3 protein-coding genes are annotated in these 5480 nt (G+C 70.6%); 2 read left to right on the forward strand and 1 reads right to left on the reverse strand.

All coding sequences use genetic code 11. The annotated features are described in order from the left end of the window. Positions 1 to 99: 99 nt before the first annotated feature. Positions 100 to 2784 (reverse strand): DNA polymerase I, encoded by a 2685-nt coding sequence (gene polA / locus ABT247_RS31410; protein ID WP_350749478.1) that lies wholly within the window; start codon positions 2782 to 2784, stop codon positions 100 to 102. 244 nt (positions 2785 to 3028) lie between these two features. Between polA and ABT247_RS31415 the strand changes: the two genes are divergently transcribed. Together ABT247_RS31415 and ABT247_RS31420 are read left to right on the forward strand one after the other, a co-directional pair. Then, a complete protein-coding gene (locus ABT247_RS31415; RefSeq protein ID WP_350749472.1) occupies positions 3029 to 3493 on the forward strand; it encodes a PaaI family thioesterase in 465 nt (154 codons plus the stop codon). Positions 3494 to 4089: 596 nt separating this feature from the next. Further along, positions 4090 to 5328, forward strand: coding sequence for a branched-chain amino acid ABC transporter substrate-binding protein (locus ABT247_RS31420; RefSeq protein ID WP_350749475.1), 1239 nt, complete (start codon positions 4090 to 4092; stop codon positions 5326 to 5328). The last annotated feature ends 152 nt before the right edge of the window (positions 5329 to 5480 follow it).

Genomic DNA, 5480 nt, shown 5'->3' on the forward strand with positions numbered 1-5480 from the left:
CCGGTCGCCGATGGCCGGGTCCTCGGCGAGGTCGGCGGAGTGCATACCGCCGGAGCCGCCGCACGGAACGGCGGCGACCCCGGCCGGAGACCCCCTGCGTCAGTGCGCGGCGGCCTCCCAGTTGGGGCCGACGCCGACGGAGACGTCCAGGGGGGCGCGCAGCGGGTAGGCACCGGCCATCTGCTCGCGGACGATCGCCTCGACCTGCTCGCGCTCGCCCGGGGCCAGCTCCAGGACGATTTCGTCGTGGACCTGGAGCAGCATCCGGCTGGTGAGGCCGGCAGTGCGCAGGGCTTCGTCCACCCGGAGCATGGCGATCTTGACGATGTCGGCGGCCGAGCCCTGGATGGGGGCGTTGAGGGCCATCCGCTCGGCCATCTCGCGGCGCTGGCGGTTGTCGCTGTTGAGGTCCGGCAGGTAGCGGCGGCGGCCGAGGAGCGTCTCGGTGTAGCCCGTCGCCCGGGCCTCGTCGACGACGCGGCGCAGGTAGTCGCGCACGCCGCCGAAGCGCTCGAAGTAGGTGTCCATCAGGCCCTGCGCCTCGGCCGGCTTGATGCCGAGCTGCTGGGAGAGCCCGTACGCGGACAGGCCGTAGGCCAGGCCGTAGGACATCGCCTTGATCTTGCGCCGCATCTCGGCGTCGACGGCGGCGCCGGGGACCTCGAAGACCTGGGAGGCGACGGTGGTGTGGAGGTCCTCGCCGGTGGCGAAGGCCTCGATCAGCGCCTCGTCCTCCGACAGGTGCGCCATGATCCGCAGCTCGATCTGCGAGTAGTCGGCGGTGAGCAGCGACTCGTAGCCCTCGCCGACGACGAAGGCGCGGCGGATCGCCCGGCCCTCCTCGGTGCGGACGGGGATGTTCTGGAGGTTCGGGTCCTGCGAGGAGAGCCGGCCGGTGGCGGCGACCATCTGGTTGAAGGTGGTGTGGATCCGGCCCTTGGGCGAGACGGTCTTGAGCAGGCCCTCGACGGTGGTGCGCAGCTTGGCCTGGTCGCGGTGGCGCAGCAGGATGACCGGCAGTTCGTTGTCGGTCTGGGTGGCGAGCCAGGTGAGCGCGTCGGCGTCGGTGGTGTAGCCGGTCTTGATCTTCTTGGTCTTCGGGAGGGCGAGTTCGCCGAAGAGGATCTCCTGGAGCTGCTTGGGCGAGCCGAGGTTGAACTCGTGCCCGGCGGCGGCGTGGGCCTCCTCGACGCAGCGCTGGATCTCGGCGGCGAACTGCGCCTCCAGGCGGGTGAGCCACTCGCGGTCGGCGGCGATGCCGTAGCGCTCCATGCGGGCGAGCAGGGCGGCGATGGGCAGTTCCATGTCGTGCATCAGCCCGGCGGCGCCGACCTCGCCGAGGCGGGTGTCGAAGAGCGCGGCGAGGTCGAGCACGGCGCGGGCCTGGAGCATCAGCGCCTGGGCGTGCGCGGCCGGGTCCTCCTCCGGGGCGTCGAAGGCGAGTTGGCCGCTCTCGGCGGCGGGGGCCGGGGTGAGCGAGCGAGCCAGGTACTCCTCGGCGAGCACCTCCAGGGTGAAGGTGCGGCGGCCGGGCTTCTCCAGGTAGGCGGCGAGGGCGGTGTCGGCGGCGACGCCCTCGATGGTCCAGCCGCGCTCGGCGAAGGCGCGCATGACCTGCTTGGCGATGTGCAGCGCCTTGGGGGCGGCCGGGTCGGCGAGCCAGGCGGCGAAGGCCCGCTCGTCCTCCTCGGCGAGCAGGGCCGGGTCGAACCAGGCGGCCGTCTCCCCCGCGGCGAGGGCGACTTCGGTGACCTCGCCGGTGCCGAGCGCCCACTGGTAGACGGCGGCCAGGGCGACGGTGGTCTTGCCGTCGGAGGCGTGCTCGCGCAGCCAGGCGGCGAGGGTGCCCGGGTCGGTGAGCAGTTCGCCGTCGACGTCGACGCCGGGGGCGAGTTCGACGGCCTCCTCCTCGCCGGCGGCCGGGTCGATGCCGAAGACGCGGTCGCGGAAGTTGGCGTTGCGGAACTCCAGCGACTCCATCAGGGTGCCGACGGCGGCCTTGTCGAACGGCCGGCGGCCGAGGTCGGCGACGCCGAGCGGGAGTTCGACGTCGCGGACCAGCTCGGTGAGCACCCGGTTGCGCTTGACGGAGTCGAGGTTGTCGCGCAGCTTCTCGCCGATCTTGCCCTTCACCTCGTCGGCGCGGGCGACGAGTTCGTCGAAGGAGCCGAACTGGTTGACCCACTTGGCGGCGGTCTTCTCGCCGACGCCGGGGATGCCGGGCAGGTTGTCGGACGGGTCGCCGCGCAGGGCGGCGAGGTCGGGGTACTGCCGCGGGGTGACGCCGTACTTCTCGGTGACCTTCTCCGGGGTGAAGCGGGTGAGCTCGGAGACGCCCTTGGTGGGGTAGAGCACGGTGACGTGGTCGGTGACCAGCTGGAGGGAGTCGCGGTCGCCGGTGACGATGTCGACGTCGTAGCCGGCCGCCTCGGCGGCGGTGGCCAGGGTGGCGATGATGTCGTCGGCCTCGAAGCCCTCGACGGTCAGCCGGGGGATGTTCATGGCGTCGAGGAGTTCGCCGATCAGGCCGACCTGGCTGCGGAACTCGTCCGGGGTCTTGGCCCGGTTGGCCTTGTAGTCGGGGAACTCGGCGGAGCGGAAGGTCTGCCGGGAGAGGTCGAAGGCGACGGCGAGGTGGGTGGGCGCCTCGTCCCGGACGGTGTTGGCGAGCATCGAGGCGAAGCCGTAGATCGCGTTGGTGGGCTGGCCGGTGGAGGTGTTGAAGTTCTCCACGGGCAGGGCGTAGAAGGCCCGGTAGGCCATCGAGTGCCCGTCGAGCAGCATCAGCCGGGGTCGCGGGCCGGCCCCGCCGCCACTCGCCGCGCCCTTGTCCGTACTCTGCGTAGCCACGTCAACGTCCGTTCCTGCCGATTCCACTACAGGCCACCGATCCTATGGCCCGGCACCGACAAAAGGGGCACGGCCGCAGCCGAGCCGGAGGCCGCCACGCGGCTCTACCGGCCGGTAGTGCGGTCGTACCATCACAGGCAGCACGACGACGTGATCCTTTGAGCGGCAGGAGTTCCCCATGACCGACGCGGCCCCCGGCACCGCCCCCGTCCTGAAGGTCCCGCAGGACGTGCTGGACCACTTCGCCAAGCTCGGGGTGAGCCCGGAGACGTTCTCCGGCGGCCACCTCGGCGAGAAGCTCGGCATCCGGATCGTGGAGGCCTCCGGGGACCGCGTGGTCGGCACCATGCCGGTGGAGGGCAACCAGCAGCCGTACGGGCTGCTGCACGGCGGCGCCTCGGCGGCGCTCGCCGAGACCCTGGGGTCGATCGGCGCGATGCTGCACGCGGGCCCCGGCCGGTACGCGGTGGGCGTGGACCTCAACGCGACCCACCACCGCTCGGCGACCTCCGGGCTGGTCACCGGGGTGGCGACGGCGGTGTTCAAGGGCCGCACCGCCGCCACGTACGAGATCGCGATCACCGACGACACCGGCAAGCGGGTCACCAGCTGCCGACTCACCTGCATGCTGCGGGACTTGTAATACCGGTACGCCAAAATCGGTACGGTCACCAACAGTTGCGGGCCGACCGACTCAAATCCCTTGTCCGCCCCCTTGTTTGACCTTCCGGCCCACTGGGCAGGCGTTGGGTCTGGACAAGGGGGCGGCGGCATGTCCGGTCGGAGGACGTCCGTGCCCGGATTTGTAACGGTGCGTAACAGGTAGGACATCCGAGCGCACGACGGCCCTGAGGCCCCCAGGCACCCCGGGGGACCTCCGCCGCACCCTCCCTGTCCGCAATCCGGACGCGTACGGCCGAAAGCAGCACATCGGACGGTCGCGTCCGATTACCGGTGATGCCAGCTGCAACCCGCATTTCTGGCCCTTACATGGCCCTACCAGCAAGTAAACGCCTGGGGGGCCGGGATCGGTCGAGCCGGAACGGCCACATGCTGAGACAAATGCTCCGTGTGCTCATAACAAGAGAATCACAGCCTGCCCACAGCACTGCCCGAGTCGCCCCCACCACGCCTAGAGTCACGGCCAGTCACCGCGCCATCCGGAATGGGCCAGGCCCTCCGCGCACCCCGGCCCCCGCCACCCAGGCGCGGGCGCCTCCTGACCCGAAGGGGACCCTCGTGCGTCACCGTTCAGCAATTGTCGTGAGCATTGCCGTGATCGGCGCCCTCAGCCTCAGCGCCTGCGGCTCCCGTGGCTCCAAGTCCGGCGACAACGCCGGCGGCAAGGACAACAGCGCCACCACCGTCGTCATCGGCGTCGACGCCCCGCTCACCGGCGACCTCTCCGCCCTCGGCCTCGGCATCCGCAACTCCGTCGACCTCGCCGTCAAGAAGGCCAACGAAACCAACGAGGTCCCCGGCGTCAAGTTCGAGATCAAGGCCCTCGACGACACCGCCAAGCCCGCCCCCGGCCAGCAGAACGCCACCCAGCTCGTCGCCGACGACAAGGTGCTCGGCGTCGTCGGCCCCCTCAACTCCAGCGTGGCCCAGTCCATGCAGCAGATCTTCGACGACAAGAACCTCGTCGAGATCTCCCCCGCCAACACCGGCGTCGCCCTCAGCCAGGGCGAGAAGTGGGCCAGCGGCGAGAAGAAGCGGCCCTTCAAGTCCTACTTCCGCACCGCCACCACCGACGCCGTCCAGGGCCCCTTCGCCGCCCAGTTCCTCTACAACGACGCCAAGAAGACCAAGGTCTTCCTCATCGACGACCAGAAGACCTACGGCGCCGGCCTCGCCGCCACCTTCAAAGGCGAGTTCACCAAGCTCGGCGGCACCCTCGCCGGCGAGGAGCACGTCAACCCCGACGACCGCGACTTCGCCGCCATCGTCACCAAGGTCAAGAGCTCCGGCGCCGACGCCGTCTACTACGGCGGCGAGTACCCCGCCGCCGGCCCCCTCTCCCTCCAGCTCAAGGAAGCCGGCGTCAACATCCCCCTGATGGGCGGCGACGGCATCCAGAGCGGCGACTTCATCAAGCTCAACCCCAAGAGCCAGGGCGACTTCGCCACCGCCGTCGGCCTGCCCGTCGAGTCCCTCGACACCGCCAAGAAGTACATCGCCGACTACAAGGCCGCCGGCTACAAGGACGCCTACGAGACCTACGGCGGCTACTCCTACGACAGCGCCTGGGCCATCATCGAGGCCGTCAAGAACGTCGTGAAGGACAAGGGCAAGCTCCCCACCGGCGCCGACGCCCGCACCGCCGTCCGCGACGCCGTCCAGAAGGTCTCCTTCGACGGCGTCACCGGCAAGGTCTCCTTCGACGAGTTCGGCGACACCACCAACAAGCAGCTCACCGTCTACACGGTCAAGGACGGCAAGTGGGCCGTCGAGAAGTCCGGCACCTTCAACGGCTGATCCGGCGGCCGGCCCCACCGGCCGACCCACGGCCGACGTGACCGGCCGGCCCCACGACCGGATCACCGACCGGACCGACGACCGGACCGCCCGCTGATCCACCGGCCGGGGGCCCGACGGACCGCACCACCACCAGCGCGCGGGGGCGCCAC

Origin of the sequence: Kitasatospora sp. NPDC001539, assembly GCF_040298565.1 — a bacterium.
Classification (GTDB): domain Bacteria; phylum Actinomycetota; class Actinomycetes; order Streptomycetales; family Streptomycetaceae; genus Kitasatospora.

What these genes read in the sequence shown, in the direction of transcription:
- polA (WP_350749478.1), bottom strand. Translation starts at nt 2,784, where the DNA reads ATGCTGCTCGACGGGCACTCGATGGCCTACCGGGCCTTCTACGCCCTG.
- ABT247_RS31415 (WP_350749472.1), top strand. Translation starts at nt 3,029, where the DNA reads ATGACCGACGCGGCCCCCGGCACCGCCCCCGTCCTGAAGGTCCCGCAG.